Consider the following 20,774-nt stretch of genomic DNA (forward strand, 5'->3'; position numbering starts at 1 on the left):
AGGTAGTGAACAGATGTGCACCCATTTTTGAACTATAATTCACCTTAGTCTTTTTTATTCCTTCTATCTTTGTGGGCGGTGTAATGATTGTACACCTTGACTAATTTAAACTTATATTATAGATATCATGAAAAAACATCTCATTACCGGACTGTTTGCGGCAATGGCTCTGACTGTGAATGCCCAGTCCTTCAGCGAATGGATTGATCCGGAAGTCAATGCCGTAAACCGTGCTCCGATGCATACCAATTATTTTGCCTATGAATCTACTGATGCTGCTGATAAAGGAGTAAAAGAACAATCGTCCAACTTCATGACCTTGAACGGAACTTGGAAATTCAATTGGGTGAAAGATGCCGATGCACGTCCCGTCGACTTCTGGAAAGTTGGATTTAACGATAAAGGTTGGACTGATTTTCCTGTTCCCGGCGTTTGGGAACTGAACGGTTTCGGCGATCCTATCTATGTGAATGTGGGGTATGCCTGGCGGAGTCAATATAAAAATAACCCGCCTCAGGTACCTGTTGTAAACAATCATGTCGGCTCCTATCGCCGTGAAATCACAGTACCGGCCAACTGGAAAGGTAAAGATATCATTGCACACTTCGGTTCGGTTACCTCTAATATGTACCTGTGGGTAAACGGTAAGTACGTAGGTTATAGTGAAGACAGTAAGCTGGAAGCTGAATTTGACCTTACTCCTTACTTGAAGCCGGGGCAAAAGAATTTGGTCGCTTTTCAGGTATTCCGTTGGTGTGACGGTACTTATCTGGAGGACCAGGACTTCTTTCGCTATAGCGGGGTAGGACGTGACTGCTATCTGTATGCCCGTGATAAGAAACGTATTCAGGATATCCGTGTCACTCCCGATTTGGATGCAGACTATAAAAATGGCTCGTTGAGTGTGAAGTTGGATTTGAAAGGCAGTGGTAATGTCAAGCTTGAATTATTGGATGCTACCGGTAAACAAGTAGCCACTGAAATCGCCAAAGGTAGCGGTACGCTCCTGATGAATGTGGAAAATCCACAAAAGTGGACAGCCGAGACTCCTTACCTCTATACTTTACGTGCCACATTGCAGGGGGGGAATGAAGTAATTCCCGTCAAGGTAGGTTTCCGCAAGATAGAACTGAAGAACTCTCAGATATTGGTAAACGGCCAACCGGTACTCTTTAAGGGGGCCGATCGCCATGAGATGGATCCTGACGGTGGTTACGTCGTTTCTCCCGAACGTATGATTCAGGATATCCAGATTATGAAGCAATTCAATCTGAACGCGGTGCGCACTTGCCACTATCCCGATGATAACCTCTGGTATGACCTCTGCGATCGTTATGGTATCTATGTCGTAGCCGAAGCAAATGTCGAGTCTCACGGAATGGGTTATGGTGAAGAAACCCTTGCCAAACGTGCGGATTATCGGAAAGCTCATCTGGAACGTAACCAACGTAATGTACAACGTGGTTTCAATCATCCCAGTATCATCTTCTGGTCATTAGGTAACGAAGCAGGATATGGTTCTAACTTTGAGGCTGCCTATGATTGGGTGAAATCGGAAGACCCGAGCCGTGCGGTGCAATACGAACGGGCTGGAAAGAATGGCAAGACCGATATCTTTTGCCCGATGTACTATACTTATGATGCTTGCCGGAAGTATTGTGAAGATGATTCCATGACTAAGCCCCTGATACAATGCGAATATGCCCATGCCATGGGTAACTCTCAAGGTGGTTTCAAAGAGTATTGGGACCTGATCCGCAAGTATCCTAAATATCAGGGAGGATTTATTTGGGACTTTGTAGACCAGTCCGTGCGCTGGACCGGTAAAAATGGCAAGATGATTTATGCCTATGGCGGCGACTTCAACCGTTTTGACGCCAGTGATATTAACTTCTGTAACAACGGACTTATCAGTCCCGACCGTGTACCCAATCCGCACATGTATGAGGTCGGCTACTACTATCAGAATATCTGGACTACTCCTGCTGATATCCGGAATGGAGAAATCAACGTTTTCAATGAGAACTTTTTCCGTGACCTTTCTGCCTATTATCTGGAATGGGAAGTGCTGAAAGGTGGAAAGGCCGTCCGTAGCGGTCGCGTGGATAATTTGAATGTGGCTCCTCAACAAACTGTTAAGCTCAAACTGGACTTAGGCAAGACCTGCCAATGTACCGAGTGGTTGCTCAACGTTTCCTATAAACTGAAGAACCGCGAAGGTTTGCTTCCCGCCGGTCATGTTGTAGCTAAAGACCAGTTGACGTTGAACTCCTATAAGACACCTTCCATGGATTTGCCGAATTGCGAACTGAGCAATCTCGAGGTCATTGCGCCCGTTGTGCAAGAGAATGACGCGAACTATCTGATTGTTTCCGGTGACGTGTTCCGTGTGGAGTTCAACAAGCATAGCGGTTATCTGACTAAATACGAAGTAGCCGGGTTGGATATGATAAAAGACGGTTCTGCCTTGACCCCCAACTTCTGGCGTGCTCCTACCGATAATGATTTCGGTGCCAACCTGCAACGTAAGTATGTAGCCTGGAAGAACCCCGAAATCAAACTGGTCTCATTCGATCAACGTACCGAGAACAAGCAAGTCATCGTAGAAGCGGCATACGAAATGCCCGGAGTTTCTGCCAAGCTGAACTTGACTTATATTGTCAATAATGTCGGTGCCATCAAAGTTACCCAGAAGCTGACGGCTGATAAGAATGCCAAGGTATCCAATATGTTCCGTTTCGGTTTGCAGATGCCGATGCCCCGTAGCTTTGAGACAATCGAGTACTATGGCCGTGGTCCGGTAGAGAATTATATCGATCGTAACCATTGCACTGATCTTGGTATTTATCGTCAGAGTGTATCCGAGCAGTTCTATTCGTATATCCGTCCGCAAGAAAACGGGACAAAGACTGACATTCGTTGGTGGAAGATGTTGAACCGGGCCGGTAATGGTATCGAAATTATTGCCGCCGCTCCTTTCTCCGCTTCGGCTTTGCACTATACGATTGAGTCTTTGGACGAAGGTTGGAGCAAGCAGCAAGGTCATTCGCCCGAAGTGGAAGAAGCCGATTTGACAAATCTCTGCATAGACAAAGTACAAGCCGGTTTAGGTTGTGAGAATAGTTGGGGACGTATTGCCCGCCCCGAATATCAACTTCCTTACGGAGATTATGAGTTTACATTTATCTTGAAACCGGTGCGGCACAGTATAGAGATAGAGTAAAGTCCACTCTGATAAACTGGAAGTGTCATTTTTCTTCCCCGTTCCCTTGAAGAGAGGGAACGGGTTTTTTGTTTATTCCTCCTTACTGATATATACTTTGTGTGTACCTCGTCCGGATCTGCCGATACCACTGTCCGGTAATTCGGCCCATTGCCGCAGTTCCAGTGAAGCCGCAGTCTTCCTCAGCCCGGTAATTTCGCTGTAGTCGCCGACCGTCATATACGGATGTTTCGCCAAATAATTTTTAGCCCGCTCCAGCCTTTGTCCGGGCGTATAGTGTTGGGATGAACGGTGGAATTTATGTTGCGAACGTTCCAGGTCACAATTCCGGTTTGTTTCTTCCAGTAGAGTTTTGTCGGGGCGAAATTTGATGTCTCCCACGACGATACTCCGTGCGTTTCGTCTGGTTCCTTTTTCCTCGCCTGTTTCCCGCTCTTTACCGTCACGCAGGCAAAGAGAAGCAACGAAGGTTCCTATCTGTTCCAGTTTTACTGATCTTCCTTCACCCATCTGGTATGCCATTTCATCAGCTACCTCGCCCAGCAATCCCAGTATTTCACCCTTGCTGAAGGTCGATTTCTGGGCTATTTTCTTTGCAATGTCTTCCGTTGTAATCTGTCCGCGTTGAACCAGGCGCGGATAAAGCACGCGTTTTCCTTCTTTGTTTGGCAGGTTCATCTCCTGCATTTCATATTCGGCCATATATAATATAGTGTATGTTCTGTATAAAGACAAAACTTTTTTCTTATACAAGACAAACTTCTGTCTTTACTGTTCTAAATTTCTGTTTGATTAATGAAAATCTTTATTCTTAACTTGCGAATATAAGTTCTCAGCCTAAGAATTTATATTTGCAAGTTAAGAATATAAATTCACAATCTAAAATTATAACTTATTATTTATAAAAACAAATTTTCTTGACTATAAAAAGTACTTTTCTTATATACATTGAACAATTTTTATATTAACGGGCAATTTGAAGGGTATATATACTGAATGAAAGTCATATCTATTTGCAAGTAGTACAAACAATTGTATGAATTTTGTATTTCCTTAAAATGGGAATTGTTACCGAAATGGGTCTTGCCAATTTGGGTAGGGCAGATATCAGGACGGTGTGCTGCGAGTGTAGTTTGAATGAGGCATTCTTTTTTACACCTTATTATATTATATAAGTAATATATGAATGGGAGTTTAGGGGGGGACACTCCTAAACTCCCATTTGATTATCATGTTTCCCTTATAGGGAAAAGAGGGAAACTGGTTGATTGTTTGTGTAGTGTCCGTTACTTTTGATTGATGTGTTGAATAACATTGTTTAGTAACACGGCTGATTAATTGCTTTTCTTTTGATTAATTTCTAATTTGCGGCTCACAAAAATAATGGCATACGGAAGCATGCTGAGTATTCACTTTAAATCTTATATATCATGAAAGTATATCAGACGAATGAAATTAAGAATATTGCCCTTCTTGGCAATGATGGCTCGGGTAAAACCACTCTCACGGAAGCGCTGCTCTTTGAGAGTGGTATTATAAAACGTCGCGGCAGGATTACTGCCAAGAACACGGTCAGCGATTACTTTCCGGTGGAGCAGGAATATGGTTATTCTGTGTTTTCCACCGTTTATCATGTGGAGTGGAACGGTAAGAAGCTGAATATCATTGACTGCCCGGGAAGTGATGACTTTGTGGGAGCTGCAATGACTGCGCTCAACGTAACCGATACGGCTATTCTATTGCTGAATGGGCAATATGGCCCGGAGGTAGGTACTCAAAATCATTTCCGCTATACAGAGAAGTTGGGTAAACCGGTTATTTTCCTGGTGAACCAGCTCGACAACGAGAAGTGCGACTATGATATGGTGTTGGAACAACTAACGTCTATCTATGGTTCAAAGGTGGTGCCGGTGCAATATCCGTTGGCTACCGGACCGAACTTCAATTCTCTGATTGATGTACTTCTGATGAAAAAATATTCGTGGGGACCCGAAGGCGGTGCACCCACCATTGAAGATATTCCCGCTGAAGAAATGGAGAAAGCCACCGAAATGCATAAGGCGTTGGTGGAAGCTGCCGCCGAACATGATGAGGGTTTGATGGAGAAATTCTTTGAACAAGATTCTCTGACTGAAGATGAAATGCGCGAGGGTATCCGTAAGGGGTTGGCAAGCCGTGGTATGTTTCCGGTATTCTGTGTTTGTGCAGGTAAGGACATGGGCGTGCGCCGTTTGATGGAATTCTTGGGTAATGTGGTTCCGTTTGTAGACGAAATGCCTCCTGTACATAATACACGTGGTGAAGTGGTGAAACCGGATCCGAATGGCCCGACTTCCCTGTATTTTTTCAAAACGGCTGTAGAACCGCATATTGGTGACGTGCAGTATTTCAAGGTGATGAGCGGCAAGGTGCACGAAGGTGACGACTTTACGAATGCCGACCGTGGTTCCAAAGAACGTATCGCCCAGATTTATGCTTGTGCCGGTGCCAACCGTATTAAGGTAGAAGAAATGTTGGCGGGTGATATCGGTTGTACCGTGAAGTTGAAAGATGTACATACCGGTAATACCTTGAATGGAAAGGGTACTGAGAACCGTTTCAACTTCATCAAATATCCGAATTCTAAATATTCACGTGCCATTAAACCGGTGAATGAAGCCGATACGGAAAAGATGATGGCCATCTTGAACCGTATGCGTGAAGAGGATCCGACTTGGGTTATCGACCAGTCCAAAGAGTTGCGGCAAACGATTGTTCACGGTCAAGGTGAGTTTCATTTACGTACGTTGAAATGGCGTTTGGAAAATAATGAAAAGCTACAAATTAAGTTTGAGGAACCGAGAATACCGTATCGTGAGACCATTACAAAGGCTGCACGTGCAGATTATCGTCATAAAAAGCAATCGGGTGGTGCCGGTCAGTTCGGTGAAGTCCATTTGATTGTAGAACCGTATTATGAAGGAATGCCGATGCCGGAAACGTATAAGTTCAACGGTCAGGAATTTAAGATGAACGTGAAAGGTACCGAAGAAGTTTCATTGGAGTGGGGTGGCAAGTTGGTATTTGTCAATAGTATCGTAGGTGGTTCTATCGACGCACGCTTCATGCCGGCTATTTTGAAAGGTATTATGTCTCGTATGGAGCAAGGTCCGTTGACCGGTTCGTATGCGCGTGATGTACGTGTTATCGTATACGACGGTAAGATGCACCCGGTAGATTCCAATGAAATTTCCTTCATGTTGGCAGGGCGTAATGCGTTTAGTGAAGCATTTAAGAATGCCGGACCGAAGATTTTGGAACCGATTTATGATGTAGAGGTATTTGTACCTTCTGATAAGATGGGTGACGTGATGGGTGATTTGCAGGGACGCCGCGCCATGATTATGGGTATGAGCAGTGAGGCCGGTTATGAAAAACTGGTTGCTAAAGTACCTTTGAAGGAAATGTCTTCTTACTCTACCGCTTTGAGTTCATTGACCGGTGGACGTGCTTCGTTTATAATGAAGTTTGCCAGCTATGAACTTGTGCCAAGTGACGTACAAGACAAGCTGATTAAGGAATTTGAGGCTAAACAGACAGAAGAATAAGTCTTTCTGTTAATAACTATTAGGAAGAAGCACAGCGGTTGAGTAGTTGAGAGACAACTACCCGACTGCTTGCTTCTTTTTTTTATTAACACTGATTAGGAATATCAGGAAATGTGAATGTTAATGTTTAATTTTTTATTAAATTTGCAAACCAAAGGTGTCTTTTTTTGTTATAATGTTCATAATGCAACTTAAAAAAACACCTACGGTTAATTAACGAGAATAGCCGGTTAAATCAGGTTAATTTGTTAGGAGTGTTAATTAGGGAGTGTTAATTTTGTGACTATGAAAAAGTCGACAATATGGATTTTGGGTGTCGTGATGGGTCTTTCTTTCCTCAGTCTGTTGTATTTGCAAGTCAGTTATATAGAGGAAATGGTGAAGATGCGGAACGAACAGTTTGATGAGGCCGTGAAGCGTGCCTTAATGGCTGCTTCAAAGGATGTAGAGTCTGCGGAGGTTGACCGTTGGTTAAGGGAAGATATCTCCGAGGCAGAGAAAAAGGCGTGGGAACAGAGTTCGCAAGGACAAGGAGCTATACAGACGCAGCGGTTTACGGTAACTTCACCGGATGGTTCTTTATATTCGGCTATCGAGTTGAAGACATTTACCAATAAACCTTCGGAATTGCCCCGGGCGATGATTTCACGTAAGCATGGTACAAAGACTATACCTCAGACTTCACGCTCGATGATAGATGCTATTAAAAACCGCTATCTGTATCAACGGGCTTTATTGGATGAGGTAGCGTGGCAGATGGTTTATAATGCCAGTGACAGACCGATAGAGGAACGGGTTAATTTTAAAAACCTTGACCAGTATCTTGGATCGGGACTGATTGATAACGGTGTTGACTTGAAGTATCATTTCAAGGTGATAGACCGGAACGGAAGAGAAGTGTATCGCTGTTCTGATTATAGTGATGAAGGAAGCGAAAGTTCTTATTCTCAACCTCTATTCCTGAATGACCCTCCGGCACGCATGAGTATCGTCAAAATACATTTCCCGGGTAAAAGGGACTATATCTTCGATTCGGTCAGTTTTATGATACCTTCGATGATATTTACCTTTGTCCTGTTGATAACGTTCATTTTCACGATTTATATTGTGTTCCGTCAGAAGAAACTGACGGAGATGAAAAATGACTTCATCAACAATATGACGCATGAGTTCAAGACGCCGATATCAACCATTTCGTTAGCGGCGCAGATGTTGAAAGACCCGGCAGTGGGTAAGTCGCCGGCAATGTTCCAGCATATATCGGGTGTCATTAATGATGAAACGAAGCGGTTGAGGTTTCAGGTAGAAAAAGTACTTCAGATGTCAATGTTCGACCGGCAGAAGGCTACATTGAAGATGAAGGAGCTGGATGCCAATGAATTGATTACCGGGGTTATCAATACGTTTGCTCTGAAAGTGGAGCGTTATAACGGAAAGATAGAGTCGGACTTGAAAGCGACAGACCCGATTATCTTTGCAGACGAAATGCACATTACAAATGTGATTTTCAATCTCATGGATAATGCGGTGAAGTATAAAAGGCCGGATGTTGATTTGCAGTTGATGGTAAAGACTTGGAATGAATCGGGTAAGTTGATGATTTCCGTGCAAGACAACGGTATAGGTGTTAAGAAAGAAAATTTGAAAAAAATATTTGATAAGTTCTACCGCGTGCATACAGGTAATCTGCACGATGTTAAAGGTTTCGGGCTTGGGTTGGCTTATGTGAGAAAGATTATTCAGGATCATAAGGGAACCATCCGGGCGGAAAGCGAACTGAATGTGGGAACTAAATTTATAATTGCATTACCTTTATTAAAAAATTGATTGATATGGATGAGAAACTGCGTATTTTATTATGCGAAGATGACGAAAATCTTGGCATGCTTTTAAGAGAATATTTACAGGCAAAAGGTTATGCTGCTGAGTTGTTCCCTGATGGAGAAGCCGGCTACAAAGCTTTCCTGAAGAATAAATACGACTTGTGCGTGTTTGACGTAATGATGCCTAAGAAGGATGGTTTTACGTTGGCGCAGGAAGTTCGTGCAGCTAACGCTGAAATTCCTATTATCTTCTTGACTGCTAAAACTTTGAAGGAAGATATTCTGGAAGGTTTCAAAATCGGTGCGGATGATTATATCACCAAACCGTTCAGTATGGAAGAACTGACTTTCAGAATTGAAGCTATTTTGAGACGTGTTCGCGGCAAGAAGAACAAAGAAAGTAATATTTATAAGATTGGTAAGTTTACGTTTGATACTCAGAAGCAGATATTGTCTACTTCCGAAAAGCAGACAAAGTTGACTACCAAAGAATCTGAATTGCTGGGTTTGCTTTGTGCACATGCCAATGAAATTCTGCAACGTGACTTTGCACTGAAAACAATCTGGATTGATGATAACTATTTCAATGCCCGTAGTATGGACGTGTATATCACTAAATTACGTAAACATCTGAAGGAAGACGATTCTATCGAAATCATCAACATTCACGGTAAAGGGTATAAATTGATTACTCCGGAAGCTGAGGCTTGATAAAGCAGGTTTTCTGTGAGGAACTAAAATAAAAAAGACGGTTGCAATGCAACCGTCTTTTTTATTTTCTTCTTTTTGATATCAATCAGCAATTCTCTTGTTGATGGCAATGTAAGAAATCAATCCTACAACAACCAAAACAGCTGAAGTGCCCAAGATGGTATTGTTGTTAACATTACCTGTGAAAGAACATGCAACCAAAATTACAGCTCCTACCAAGATCAATATCAATCCCAGATTTTTTAATAAGCCTTTCATGTGTGTGTATTTTAATTAGATTATTATTTTCTTGTATTCTTGTCACAAAGAAAAGCATAATTCTTTAACAAGCGAAATTATTTTTGCAAAAAAACTATATTTTAATGAAGAATGAAGAATAAGGAGTGAAAAATAGTATATTGGAGTTCATTTATACCATGGAAACTACTTGTACTGTTAATCATTTATCATTAATTGTTTATCACTGGATATTAGTCTTTGGTATTGAAAAATATCTTCCTCAATACTTCCTGACTCACGCTGAGTTCTTCGATGGTGATATCGTGTAAAGCTTCTTTTAAAGTTTGATTAGCAATGACGCGTGCACGTTCTTCCAATTCTTTTCCATCTTTGGTGAGGTGGATAAGATTGGTACGGCGATCTTTCTTGTCAGAAATACGTACGACCAGATGCTGACGTTCCATATTGTCAATAAGGCGAGTCATGCTGGGCTTATCTTTGAAAGTTGCATTACACAACTCTTGTTGTGTCACTCCATCTTTTTCCCATAAGAAAATGAGGACAGTCCATTGTTCTGGTGTGATTTCTAGACCATTTTGCCGAAAGTTACGGGATAACTTACGGTTAATTGCAGCGGATACTTTACCATTTAGTATGGCAAAAATCAATCGAATATCAAAATTGAATTGCTCTATCATGAAATTATTGTTTAAACAACTTTGCAAAGGTAAGCTACTTCTGTGATAAATCCTACCTCTGGACATAAAAAAACATTAAATGTTTGTAGTTCAAAATAAAATCCCTACCTTTGCACCGCATTTTTTAAACGAATAATTTATTTTTTAATTAAACGAGTATGAATCAATACGAAACCGTTTTCATTTTAACTCCCGTTTTATCTGATGTTCAGATGAAGGAAGCGGTAGAGAAATTCAAAGGCATCCTTACTGCTGAAGGTGCTGAGATTGTAAATGAAGAAAACTGGGGACTGAAGAAGCTGGCATATCCTATCCAGAAGAAGTCGACCGGTTTCTATCAGCTGATTGAGTTCAATGCAGATCCTACTGTCATTGAAAAGTTGGAAGTTAACTTCCGTCGTGATGAGCGCGTTATCCGTTTCTTGACTTTCAAGCAGGATAAATACGCTGCAGAATATGCTGCAAAAAGAAGAAGTGTTAAATCAACTAAAAAGGAGGATTAATCATGGCACAACAAGTTCAATCAGAAATCAGATATTTAACTCCGCCCTCAGTAGATGTTAAGAAGAAAAAATACTGCCGTTTCAAAAAAAGTGGTATTAAGTACATTGACTATAAAGATCCTGAATTCTTGAAGAAATTCTTGAATGAGCAAGGTAAAATCCTTCCGCGTCGTATCACCGGTACTTCTTTGAAGTTCCAGCGTCGTGTGGCTCAAGCTGTGAAGAGAGCACGCCACTTGGCATTGTTGCCCTATGTAACTGACATGATGAAATAATAGGAGGAGGAAAGTATGGAAATTATATTGAAAGAAGACATCGTAAACTTGGGTTATAAGAACGACATTGTAACAGTAAAGTCTGGTTACGGTCGTAACTACCTCATCCCGACTGGTAAAGCTGTCATCGCTTCACCGGCTGCAAAGAAAATGTTGGCTGAAGAGCTGAAACAACGCGCTCACAAGCTGGAAAAAATTAGAAAAGATGCTGAAGAACTGGCTGCCAAGCTGGGAGGTGTATCATTGAAGATTGCTACTAAAGTTAGTTCCACTGGTACTATTTTCGGTTCTGTAAGTAATATCCAGATTGCTGAAGAGTTGGCTAAATTGGGTCATAACATCGATCGTAAGATTATTGTTGTTAAAGACGCAGTGAAAGAAGTAGGTAACTATAAGGCTATTGTTAAGTTGCACAAGGAGGTTTCTGTAGAAATTCCTTTTGAAGTAGTTGCTGAAGAAGCATAAAAAACTTTATAATATATAAGAAAGCCCGGTTTTATGGAACCGGGCTTTTTTTGTATGGGGGATTTTTTTTAGAAGCTCTCATGAAGAAGGTGTTAAAAATGTGTAGAGATATCAATAAAAAAAGGACATATCCGTTGGGATATGTCCTTTACCTTATTGTCGGTCAGTGAGTTCTTTTTAGCTTCTTGGTAATGCTTCTTTCACTACCATTTGACGACCTACATATTCTGCTCCGTTCAATTTGTTGATTGCTTGTTGAGCTTCAGATGCTTCAGGCATGTCTACGAAGGCAAAACCTTTTGATCTATTTGTATTGCGGTCCATAATCAGTTTTACTGATTCTACTGTTCCATACTCTTCCATTACTTGTCTCAAATCTGATTCCCTAACGTTGTAGCTAAGGTTTCCAATGTACATATTCATAAAATACAAAAATAAAAAATTAATAATTCAATAAAGGGGGATCTTAGGAAGTCGTAGTCAGAAATGAAAATTCTCAATGTGGTTAATCGAGTAGAAACATAATGAAAAGCAGATCGTAATAAACCTCTTATTGTTTTGTTGATACAAAGGAACGACTTTTATTTGGTATTACTACTATACTTCTCTATTTATCTACATATAATACTCTTTTTTGTGAAATAAGACCAAGACTTAACAATTGAGGAATGAAAAAGAGGAGAAAAAGCATAAAAAAAGTCTGTCCGTGCTTATACACGTCAGACTTTCAATTCTCTCTAGTGTTGTACTGAAATTATTCAGCTACAACGGCTGCGCTATCTACTGCTACAGTATCAGCTGCTGCTGCGGCTGCTGCTTCAGCTGCTGCTGCTTCTACAGCTGCGATTGAATCAGCGATACGGATAGAATCTGCAGCTGCTTGTTCTGCGTTAGCTGCTTTGTTGCCACAAGATGCGAAAGATACTGCTACGATAGCTACTGCCATCAAAACTAATTTTTTCATTTTCTTTACTTTTAAAACGTAATACAATCAATTGCTTTATTAAAACGTTGCAAAGGTATGTACTTTTTAAATACGTTGTTCTCTAAACCCCAACTTTTTTTATATTTTTTTTGGAGCTCAGGCTGTTTCTATAGCATTTGGCATGTTTAATAACATATTAATCTTCTGCTATACTATTATATAAGTATCTTTTAATGCTTTTCTTAGGTGTTTTCTCAAATTCAGTGGGGTAGAGTTGAATTTGGCTCACTTTTTCGTAAGCGGCAACACTATTATTCAGGTTCTTCAGGTTTTCGTCCATAATGGTTTTTAAATTTTCCGGCTGGTTCAATCCCAGCGAATCCAGAGATTCGTAATCAGCATAGACCAGAGCGACTAGTCTTTTGTTGCGTTCAATCACCAGACTTTCCAGAATGAAAGGCATATTATTGAGGCGCGCTTCGATTTCTTCGGGGAAGATGTTTTGACCGCTTGAACTGAGGATCATGGTCTTACTGCGTCCACGGATGAACAGATTATTATTTTCATCCAATGTACCCAAGTCACCGGTCCGTAGCCAGCCATCTTCGGTAAACACTTCTTTGGTAGCTTCCGGGTTTTTGTAATAACCGGCCATAACGTTTTCACCACGTACCTGGATTTCTCCGAGAAGAGCTTCCGGATTTTCTTTATAGATACGTGCTTCCATGATGTCGAGCACACGTCCTGAAGAAGTCGGTACAAACTCATTCCACGGTGCATAACTGATGAGTGGCGCACATTCTGTCATTCCGTAGCCGATGGTGAAAGGAAACTTAATACGATGAAAAAATTCTTCCACTTCTGGGTTCATGGCAGCACCGCCAATGATTACCTCCTTGAAACGCCCACCCAAAGCATCTACCAGTTTTTTGCGGATTTGTCCGTAAATCTGTCCGTCGAGTAACGGAATGCTGAGTGCCCATTTCATAGGTTTCTTATTAATGATAGGCTGAATAACATTTTTGTATATCTTTTCAATGACAAGAGGTACAGTAATAATCAGGTTAGGTTTTACTTCCTCAAAAGCTTTCATCAAGATTTTGGGAGAAGGGACTTTTCCTAAAAGAGTGACGTGCGTACCTACGGCAGTTGCGGTCAGGAAATCGAATGCGCAGCCGTATGCATGAGCCAACGGAAGGAATGACAGTACTTTGTCTCCTTTCTCCAGCAAGTGTGTACGTATTCCGAAGGTGACGTTACCCGCGAGGTTGTTTCCTGTAAGCATGACGCCTTTACTGAAACCTGTGGTACCGGAGGTATAATTCAGCAACATAATCTTGTCATTCGACAAGTCGGTATATACAACATCTTCCCGGTGAAATCCTTTGGGGTAAGTTTCTTGCATTTCATTATCCAGATGCTTAAGGAAACGCTGGATCGTTTCACCGTCACGCTGATATAAACAGCGGAAATCGGTCAGCGAGAAAACTCCCCGCAGTCCTGTCAGCCGTTCTTCTTCCAAATGTTCCCAGATGGCGTCGCTGGTGAAGAGGAAAGTCGACTCGGAGTGGTTCACGATGTGATGAACATCGTTCGGGTTAAAGTCTTGCAGGATAGGAACTACGATACCTCCGTATGTAATCGTTGCCATATAAGCAATGCACCAACGGGCATTGTTCTTGCCGATGATGGAAATCTTATCCCCCCGGCGAAGGCTGCAATGCTTGAACAACAAGTGCAATTTGGCAATTTCCTGTGCCACTTGCCCGTAGGTATAACTCTCATCTTCCCCATAATCAGTGTAGCAGGGAAGGTCCCAATTCTCACGGAAACTATGCTCATATAGTTTGATAAAGTTCTCTTGTATCATTGCACAAATATTAGTTGAGTGTGCAAAAGTAGGAAAAATAGATTAATAATGTATATATTTGCACCTGAAATGTGAAGATGCTCATGATAGATACCAATATATTTCAAGATAAGACAGCGGTTTATTATACGTTGGGTTGCAAATTGAACTTTTCCGAAACCTCTACTATCGGTAAGATTTTGCGGGAAGCCGGGGTACGTACAGCACGTAAGGGAGAAAAGGCTGATATTTGTGTGGTGAACACCTGTTCGGTGACGGAAGTGGCGGATAAGAAGTGCCGCCAAGCCATTCATCGGCTGGTGAAGCAGCATCCGGATGCTTTCGTGGTGGTGACAGGCTGCTATGCCCAGTTGAAGCCCGATACGGTAGCAAAGATAGAAGGAGTGGACGTAGTGCTTGGTGCCGAGCAGAAAAAAGATCTGCTTCAATATCTCGGTAATCTCCGGAAACATGAAAACGGGGAAGCCTACACTTCGGCTCTGAAAGATATCCGTTCGTTTGCTCCTTCCTGTTCGCGCGGCGATCGTACCCGTTTTTTCTTGAAGGTGCAAGACGGATGCGATTATTATTGTTCTTATTGTACAATCCCCTTTGCCCGTGGCCAAAGCCGTAACGGCAGCATTGCTTCTATGGTAGAGCAAGCCCGCCAGGCTGCAGCGGAAGGTGGAAAAGAGATCGTGCTGACCGGTGTCAATATCGGTGATTTCGGGAAAACGACCGGAGAGTCCTTTTTCGATTTGGTGAAAGCTTTGGACGAAGTAGAAGGTATCGAGCGTTATCGCATCTCCTCCATCGAACCGAATTTGCTGACGGATGAGATTATAGAATACGTAGCCCGCTCCAGGCGTTTTATGCCTCACTTCCATATTCCGTTGCAGTCCGGCAGCGACGAAGTGCTACAACTGATGCGCCGTCGATATGATACGAAATTATTCGCGTCGAAAGTGAAGAAGGTGAAGGAAGTGATGCCCGATGCATTTATAGGCGTGGACGTCATTGTAGGCACGCGCGGTGAAACGGACGAATATTTTGAGCAGGCTTACGAGTTTATCAAGGGGCTGGATGTGACGCAACTCCATGTATTCAGTTATTCCGAACGTCCCGGTACACAAGCTCTGAAAATAGATCATGTCGTTTCTCCCGAAGACAAGCACCGTCGCAGCCAGCGATTGTTGCAATTATCGGAAGAGAAGACGCATGCTTTCTATGCCCGTCACATCGGGCAGACCATGTCTGTCTTGCTTGAACGTTCCAAGCCCGGAACTCCGATGCATGGCTTCACTTCGAACTATATCCGGGTGGAAGTGCCCCATGATGATGCGTTGGATAATCAGGTAATATCCGTACGTCTGGGTGATTTTAATGAAGACGGTACCGCCCTCTCAGGAGTGATAGAATAATTTATAACTGGTAATTAGTAATTGATAAAGTGAAATCGAAAGTAATCTATTGGCTGACTTATGCAGGTATGTGGCTTTTGGCGCTACTGCCTTTCCGTATGCTTTATGCTCTTTCAGATGGATTTTACTTCCTGATGCGATATATAATCCGTTATCGCAAGCGGGTGATACGTACAAACTTGAGGAACTCTTTTCCTGAGAAAACGGATGCTGAGTTGCTTAATATAGAACGTCGCTTCTACCACTATATATGCGACTACATGTTGGAGGAAGTCAAAATGCTGCGTATGTCTTTCGATGAATTACACCGCAGGATGAACTACAAGAATACGGAAGCCTACCTTTCCATGATAGACAGGTATGGAGGCATTGTAGTGATGATTCCCCATTATGCCAACTTTGAATGGTTGATAGGAATGGGAGCCATCATGAAGCCGGAGGATATTGCCGGACAAGTATACAAACCCCTGCATAATAAGTATATGGATGAAATGTTCAAACTGATCCGCTCTCGTTTTGGCGGTTATAACATTCCGAAACATTCTACGGCTCGTGAAGTGATAAAGTTGCGGCGTGAAAATAAGCGAATGGCGTTGGGGTTGATAACAGACCAGTCTCCCATCCCCAATGAAGCCCATCATTGGACTATCTTCCTCAATCAGGACACCGTTTTCATGGATGGTGCCGAGCGTATTGCCAAGATGATGAACTTTCCCGTGTTTTATGCCGAATTGTGCAAGACGGGCAGGGGATATTGCGAGGTTTCTTTCGATTTATTGACCGAAACTCCCAAACAGACTGCTGACGGGGAGATTACCGAACTTTTTGCCCGTCGTCTGGAGCAAACTATTCACAGAGACCCTCCTTATTGGTTCTGGTCGCATAAGCGCTGGAAACTGAAACGTGAAGATGTGATGCAGCATGGATAAGATAGCTGTAGTCATATTAAACTGGAATGGTTGTGAAATGCTTCGTTCGTTTCTCCCTTCCGTTATTCGTTGTTCTGAAACGGATGGCGCAGTGGTATACGTGGCAGATAACGGCTCTACCGATACATCTGTTGAGACGCTCCGCAAAGAGTTCCCCACCGTACATCTTATTATATTAGAAGAAAACCGGGGATTTGCCGACGGATATAACCTTGCCTTGCAACAAGTGTCTGCCGAATACGTGGTTTTGCTGAATTCCGATGTGGAAGTAACCGAACATTGGCTTACTCCTCTTGCGGCCTATATGGATGTCCATCCCGAAGTTGCCGCCTGCCAACCCAAGATACGCAGCTGGCGGTGGAAGGAATTTCTTGAATATGCCGGTGCCGCCGGAGGATTTATCGACCGCTATGGCTACCCCTTTTGCCGTGGGCGGATTATGGGTGAAGTAGAGGTGGATAAAGGACAGTATGATACTGTTATTCCGGTGTTTTGGGCTACAGGTGCGGCATTGTTTATCCGGTTGAAAGACTATTGGGATGTCGGAGGACTGGATGGGCGCTTCTTTGCCCACATGGAGGAGATTGATTTATGCTGGCGCCTTCGTGCCCGAGGACGTTTATTGGTCTGCATTCCACAGAGCGTGGTGTACCATGTAGGTGGTGCCACCCTTAAAAAAGAAAATCCGCAGAAAACGTTCCTCAATTTCCGCAATAACCTTGTAATGCTTTATAAAAATCTGCCTCAAACGGAACTGGCTTCCGTGATGCGTGTACGTGCTGTACTCGATTATGTTGCCGCACTCAGTTTCGTCTTGAAAGGGCAGATATCCAATGCCTTGGCTGTATTTCGTGCCCGGCATGCCTATCACTCTCTCCGTTCTTCGTTTACAGCGGCTCGTGAGGAAAATCTCAAAAAAACTTGTCTGTCTGTTATTCCCGAACGGACAAAAAACAGTATCTTGGCGCAGTTTTATTTACATGGGAAGAAATTCTTTTCTCAATTATAAGAACTGTTATTCTTTCCGGATTGTTTACTCTTAAAAGCTGTGAATTATGGAAAAGTTAGTTAGAAAGATTGGTTTGGTGGCTCACGATGCCATGAAGAAAGACCTTATAGAATGGGTACTTTGGAATTCGGAACTCTTGATGGGACACAAATTCTATTGTACGGGTACTACGGGAACCCTCATTCTGGAAGCCTTGAAAGAGAAACATCCCGATGTGGAATGGGACTTTACCATACTGAAATCCGGACCGTTGGGCGGTGACCAGCAGATGGGGTCACGTATCGTAGACGGCGAGATAGATTACCTTTTCTTCTTTACCGACCCGATGACTTTGCAGCCTCATGATACGGATGTCAAAGCCCTGACCCGCCTTGCCGGTGTAGAAAACATTGTTTTCTGTTGCAACCGTAGTACGGCAGACCACATCATTTCAAGTCCGCTGTTCGTAGACCCCACTTATGAGCGTACCATTCCTGATTATACCAACTACACTCAGCGTTTTGCCAATAAACAGGTTGTAGCAGAAGCGGTTGAGTCGGCCAAGAAACGGAAGCGGAAGAAATAACTTACCTTAGATTAATGCCAATGTAGTGTCTCTCTAATGCCACTATATTGGCACAGCCTGTCCTTGTTATGCTTTTTCCACGTTGATTTCTACCCCTGCCGCTTCAATATCCGCTCCCATGGGCGGATTTCGTTTAGACAACCTCAATTCTATGTTTTCTATTTGCGGAAATTCCCGAAATAATCGGGACACAATGCGTCCGCATACATGCTCCAGTAATTTGGACGGAATTATCATTTCCGCTTTTATTGCCTCGTATACATCAGCATAGCTGACGGTATCTGCCACGTCATCAGTCTGCATGGCACATTCAATGTTTACTCTCAACCGTAGGTCGACAATGAACTCATTGCCTACCGTAGTTTCTTGTTCGCCCACGCCATGGTGGGCGAAGAAATGTATCTGATTTAAGAATATATAGCTAATCATTATATTTTGATAACTGTAATGTGTACAAACATATAGATAAAATCTTTGTTCTACAAAGTTCAAGGCGCTATTTCTACATCTTGTGTAAAAAAATGCGTGAGAATTTTCTTTCTAATTATATTTTCATAACTTTGTGAGGTGTTTGGAATACATCCATTCATAAAGTTCGGTGGCGACTGGGACTTGATTTTTTTTTAATAAAATATAGTTAGAAGCGTTGTGCTTTGTCCTCTAAATGGAAACCTAGGAAATTTTCATTATTTAACGAAGGACAGCACAGTGGATTCTCACGTTTATAGCGTGGGACTGCTGTCTGTTTTCGTTAAAAGGCTATTCCTAGGGCCTCCATTTAGAAACAGCACGCAGCTCCACGTTTCTGTTTCTTAACCGGTCCTTTTCGGAGTTTGGAGGACGCATGCTTCCGGTCTGCCTGCGCAGGTGGAAGTTTATAAGACGTATATGCAAGTTAGAATGTTGATGATTCTATTGTGTGCGCTTTTCGTAACTCCGAATGATGTGTGTGCGAAAGGGGGGAATGGGGAAGACACTCTGCACCATGTTAAATGGACATTTAGTCCTGATTCGCGCATCGGACGCAATAGCCATTCGCTGCTACTGAAGACGAATGCGGTGGCGTGGGGAATGGCGGTTATAAATGTAGCGGCGGAGTATGATATATCGCCTGCGTTCTCTGTCCTTTTACCTTTTTATTATTCTCCTGCCGATTATTTTACTTCTGCCCGCAAGTTCCGTATTTTCTGTGTGCAGCCCGAAGTGCGTTACTGGTTCAGGCAAGTGGACGGGCTCTTTACCGGTGTACACATCGGCGTAGCTTCTTATAACTATGCCCTCAAGAGTAGTACATATCGTTATCAGAATAGTGATACGGGTGCACCTTTGCTCAATGTGGGACTCGCTGCCGGCTATCGTCTTCCACTCGACAAGAAACAACGTTGGTGTCTGGAGTTTTCGCTGGGAGTGGGGTATGCATCTCTCAATTATGACCGTTTCTTCAATATCCCCAACGGTGCCTATGTCGATACCCGCCACGAGAACTTTTTCGGTATCGACCATGTGGGCATATCAGTGGGTTACCGTATTGATTGGAAAGGAGGTCGGCGATGAAGAAACTATTTCTTCCTATCTGTGGCTTGCTCTCCATAATCCTGTTGGGGGGATGCGGAGTACGCGAACTGCCGGAAGACGGTGGAGTAGACCCAACCACCGTACATACCAAAATCATCTTGTTACCCGGTGCGGACATGACACCGTTTGATATTCCCGATTTCTCTACCCGTACTGCGGATTCGCGCGGATACGAAGTACGCTACACCGTGGAAGTTTATGCCGATGATAAGTTCGACCAAAGTTTGCAATTCCGCCGCCGGCTTATTTATCCCGAAGGCAATGCAGGCGAAGTGGCGCTGGAATGTGAGCTCCATGCGCGTAATTACCGGGTGGTAGTCTGGCGTGACTTTGTACCGGCGGGTAACACGGACGACTGTTTTTATACCACTTCCGATTTCTCCGCCATCAAGTTGAAGGGCGATTATGTCGGCGGAACCGACTATAAGGATGTATTCTGCGGGCAAATGAGCCTCGACCTTACGCCTTATCATTGCCGGCTGGAAGCCGAACATCGCGAAGAGATGCAACTGGAACGTCCGTTGGCGAAGATAGAACTGATTACTACCGATGTCATCAAGTACATGGATAAGCTGGAACAGGCAAAAAACTCACGGAGTGAAACCATCGAAGATTTTACGTTGCAAGTGCTCTACACCGGCTATTTCCCTGCGGGCTTCAACGTCAGTTCCAACCGTCCAAATCTGGCGGTTACGGACATAAAGTTCACGTCTACCCCTGTAACTGTTTCCGATAATGAAGCCTGTCTGGCATTCGACTATGTGCTGGTGAACGGTGAAGAATCCGCCGTCACGTTGGAGATGATTATTTACAACGAGGAGGGACAGGAGGTGAACCGTGTCACCGGGGTGGAAGTACCCGTTAAGCGGAACAAGATAACTACGGTGCGCGATGCGTTCCTTACCCGTGAGTTTGCTCCCGGCATCGGTATCGACCCCGGTTTTGACGGGGAGATTAACGTTGTGATTCCTTGATTTCTTATTCAAACAAAATAAAT

General features: G+C 43.1%; 20 protein-coding genes. 13 read left to right on the top strand and 7 right to left on the bottom strand.

Annotated elements, in window-relative coordinates; translation table 11 throughout:
* Window positions 1-127: 127 nt before the first annotated feature.
* A complete protein-coding gene (locus C1A09_RS10410) occupies window positions 128-3,223 on the top strand; it encodes a glycoside hydrolase family 2 TIM barrel-domain containing protein (protein WP_101543788.1) in 3,096 nt (1,031 codons plus the stop codon).
* A gap of 72 nt (window positions 3,224-3,295) precedes the next feature.
* Here C1A09_RS10410 and C1A09_RS10415 read toward each other — a convergent pair whose 3' ends face one another.
* A complete protein-coding gene (locus tag C1A09_RS10415; RefSeq protein WP_101543791.1) occupies window positions 3,296-3,925 on the bottom strand; it encodes an HU family DNA-binding protein in 630 nt (209 codons plus the stop codon).
* 728 nt (window positions 3,926-4,653) lie between these two features.
* Here C1A09_RS10415 and fusA2 point away from each other — a divergent pair.
* The 3 genes from fusA2 to rprY all read left to right on the top strand — a co-directional run bounded on the left by fusA2 (window position 4,654) and on the right by rprY (window position 9,344).
* Complete coding sequence (fusA2, locus tag C1A09_RS10420; protein ID WP_101543793.1) at window positions 4,654-6,810, top strand: elongation factor G2; 2,157 nt, start codon at window positions 4,654-4,656, stop codon at window positions 6,808-6,810.
* A gap of 285 nt (window positions 6,811-7,095) precedes the next feature.
* A complete protein-coding gene (locus tag C1A09_RS10425; protein ID WP_101543795.1) occupies window positions 7,096-8,637 on the top strand; it encodes a sensor histidine kinase in 1,542 nt (513 codons plus the stop codon).
* 5 nt (window positions 8,638-8,642) lie between these two features.
* Window positions 8,643-9,344 carry a response regulator transcription factor RprY gene (gene rprY, locus C1A09_RS10430; RefSeq protein WP_101544225.1) on the top strand — a complete coding sequence of 234 codons (702 nt, stop codon included), beginning with the start codon at window positions 8,643-8,645 and terminating at the stop codon, window positions 9,342-9,344.
* 81 nt (window positions 9,345-9,425) lie between these two features.
* On the opposite strand, the gene C1A09_RS16345 is transcribed toward rprY, so the two are convergent.
* Together C1A09_RS16345 and C1A09_RS10435 are read right to left on the bottom strand one after the other, a co-directional pair.
* The gene (locus tag C1A09_RS16345) at window positions 9,426-9,602 is read right to left on the bottom strand and encodes a hypothetical protein (RefSeq protein WP_180949210.1); all 177 of its coding nucleotides are present in this window, start codon (window positions 9,600-9,602) and stop codon (window positions 9,426-9,428) included.
* Between the two features lie 212 nt (window positions 9,603-9,814).
* A complete protein-coding gene (locus tag C1A09_RS10435) occupies window positions 9,815-10,261 on the bottom strand; it encodes a MarR family winged helix-turn-helix transcriptional regulator (RefSeq protein WP_101543797.1) in 447 nt (148 codons plus the stop codon).
* A 158-nt stretch (window positions 10,262-10,419) separates the two neighbouring features.
* Here C1A09_RS10435 and rpsF point away from each other — a divergent pair, with 158 nt between their 5' ends.
* Genes rpsF through rplI form a run of 3 tightly spaced genes read left to right on the top strand, consistent with a single transcriptional unit; the run spans window position 10,420 to window position 11,504 of the window.
* Window positions 10,420-10,764 (top strand): 30S ribosomal protein S6, encoded by a 345-nt coding sequence (rpsF, locus tag C1A09_RS10440; protein ID WP_101543800.1) that lies wholly within the window; start codon window positions 10,420-10,422, stop codon window positions 10,762-10,764.
* Between the two features lie 2 nt (window positions 10,765-10,766).
* On the top strand, window positions 10,767-11,039 hold the full coding sequence (gene rpsR, locus C1A09_RS10445; RefSeq protein ID WP_004288442.1) for a 30S ribosomal protein S18: 273 nt from the start codon (window positions 10,767-10,769) through the stop codon (window positions 11,037-11,039).
* A gap of 15 nt (window positions 11,040-11,054) precedes the next feature.
* Window positions 11,055-11,504 carry a 50S ribosomal protein L9 gene (gene rplI, locus C1A09_RS10450; protein WP_101543803.1) on the top strand — a complete coding sequence of 150 codons (450 nt, stop codon included), beginning with the start codon at window positions 11,055-11,057 and terminating at the stop codon, window positions 11,502-11,504.
* A gap of 177 nt (window positions 11,505-11,681) precedes the next feature.
* Here rplI and rbp read toward each other — a convergent pair whose 3' ends face one another.
* The 3 genes from rbp to C1A09_RS10470 form a co-directional block, all read right to left on the bottom strand.
* Window positions 11,682-11,927, bottom strand: a complete 246-nt coding sequence (rbp, locus tag C1A09_RS10455) for an RNA-binding regulator (RefSeq protein WP_101543806.1) — start codon at window positions 11,925-11,927, stop codon at window positions 11,682-11,684.
* Window positions 11,928-12,258: 331 nt separating this feature from the next.
* Window positions 12,259-12,468 carry a hypothetical protein gene (locus tag C1A09_RS10460; protein ID WP_101543809.1) on the bottom strand — a complete coding sequence of 70 codons (210 nt, stop codon included), beginning with the start codon at window positions 12,466-12,468 and terminating at the stop codon, window positions 12,259-12,261.
* Between the two features lie 157 nt (window positions 12,469-12,625).
* Entirely contained in the window at window positions 12,626-14,299 is a 1,674-nt protein-coding gene (locus C1A09_RS10470) for a long-chain fatty acid--CoA ligase (RefSeq protein ID WP_101543812.1), read from the bottom strand.
* Between the two features lie 83 nt (window positions 14,300-14,382).
* Here C1A09_RS10470 and mtaB point away from each other — a divergent pair, with 83 nt between their 5' ends.
* The 4 genes from mtaB to C1A09_RS10490 are packed head-to-tail and all read left to right on the top strand — an operon-like array spanning window position 14,383 to window position 18,202.
* The gene (gene mtaB, locus C1A09_RS10475; RefSeq protein ID WP_101544227.1) at window positions 14,383-15,699 is read left to right on the top strand and encodes a tRNA (N(6)-L-threonylcarbamoyladenosine(37)-C(2))-methylthiotransferase MtaB; all 1,317 of its coding nucleotides are present in this window, start codon (window positions 14,383-14,385) and stop codon (window positions 15,697-15,699) included.
* Between the two features lie 29 nt (window positions 15,700-15,728).
* The gene (locus C1A09_RS10480) at window positions 15,729-16,628 is read left to right on the top strand and encodes a lysophospholipid acyltransferase family protein (RefSeq protein ID WP_101543814.1); all 900 of its coding nucleotides are present in this window, start codon (window positions 15,729-15,731) and stop codon (window positions 16,626-16,628) included.
* On the top strand, window positions 16,621-17,637 hold the full coding sequence (locus tag C1A09_RS10485; RefSeq protein WP_101543816.1) for a glycosyltransferase family 2 protein: 1,017 nt from the start codon (window positions 16,621-16,623) through the stop codon (window positions 17,635-17,637). The genes C1A09_RS10480 and C1A09_RS10485 overlap by 8 nt, the downstream gene beginning before the upstream one ends.
* A 46-nt stretch (window positions 17,638-17,683) precedes the next feature.
* Window positions 17,684-18,202, top strand: a complete 519-nt coding sequence (locus tag C1A09_RS10490) for a methylglyoxal synthase (protein WP_101543818.1) — start codon at window positions 17,684-17,686, stop codon at window positions 18,200-18,202.
* Window positions 18,203-18,268: 66 nt separating this feature from the next.
* Here C1A09_RS10490 and folB read toward each other — a convergent pair whose 3' ends face one another.
* Complete coding sequence (gene folB / locus C1A09_RS10495) at window positions 18,269-18,631, bottom strand: dihydroneopterin aldolase (protein WP_101543820.1); 363 nt, start codon at window positions 18,629-18,631, stop codon at window positions 18,269-18,271.
* 471 nt (window positions 18,632-19,102) lie between these two features.
* On the opposite strand from folB, the gene C1A09_RS10500 reads away from it, so the two are divergent.
* The gene (locus tag C1A09_RS10500) at window positions 19,103-19,756 is read left to right on the top strand and encodes a DUF3575 domain-containing protein (protein ID WP_245875007.1); all 654 of its coding nucleotides are present in this window, start codon (window positions 19,103-19,105) and stop codon (window positions 19,754-19,756) included.
* A complete protein-coding gene (locus C1A09_RS10505) occupies window positions 19,753-20,751 on the top strand; it encodes a DUF6562 domain-containing protein (protein ID WP_101543824.1) in 999 nt (332 codons plus the stop codon). Before C1A09_RS10500 ends, C1A09_RS10505 begins: the two co-directional genes overlap by 4 nt.
* Window positions 20,752-20,774: the final 23 nt, after the last annotated feature.

The sequence above is a fragment of the Bacteroides cutis genome, from assembly GCF_900241005.1.
Classification (GTDB): Bacteria; Bacteroidota; Bacteroidia; order Bacteroidales; family Bacteroidaceae; genus Bacteroides; species Bacteroides cutis.